Origin of the sequence: Halobellus sp. Atlit-38R, assembly GCF_003665925.1 — an archaeon.
Taxonomy (GTDB): Archaea; Halobacteriota; Halobacteria; order Halobacteriales; family Haloferacaceae; genus Haloquadratum; species Haloquadratum inordinatus.
Window position 1 is genome coordinate 1 of the sequence record NZ_QXIJ01000227.1, and the last position, 504, is coordinate 504.

Sequence of the window (504 nt, forward strand, 5' to 3'; positions counted from 1 at the left end):
CGGGGACCGTCGAGACCGGCGACGAGCTCCTGCTCGGCCCCATGCCGGACGGCTCCTTCCGCGAGGTCGAGGCGCGGTCGATCGAGATGCACTACCACCGGGTCGACAAGGCGACCGCCGGGCGGATCGTCGGCATCGCGCTGAAGGGCGTCGACGAGGACGAGATCGGGCGCGGGATGGCCCTAGTCCCCCGCGACGCCGAGCCGGACCCGGTCCGCGAGTTCGACGCCGAGGTGATGGTGCTCAACCACCCGACCCGGATCCAGGAGGGGTACGAGCCCGTGGTCCACCTCGAGACCGTCTCCGAGGCGGCCGCGTTCTTCCCGGAGAACGGCCGGCTGCTCCCGGGCGACACGGGTGAAGCACGCGTCCGGTTCAAGTTCCGCTCGTACCTGATCGAGGAGGGACAGCGGTTCGTCTTCCGCGAGGGGTCGAGCAAGGGGGTCGGGACCGTGACGGGGACCGGAGACGCGGCCGAGGACCCGCCGCCGCGCGGTCGCTGAC

1 protein-coding gene is annotated in these 504 nt (G+C 72.0%); it reads left to right on the forward strand.

Annotated features, from left to right (window positions below; all coding sequences use genetic code 11):
- The coding region (locus tag D3D02_RS19080) for an EF-Tu/IF-2/RF-3 family GTPase (protein WP_342764635.1) at window positions 1-503 on the forward strand (503 nt) is incomplete at its 5' end.
- Window position 504 lies beyond the last annotated feature (1 nt).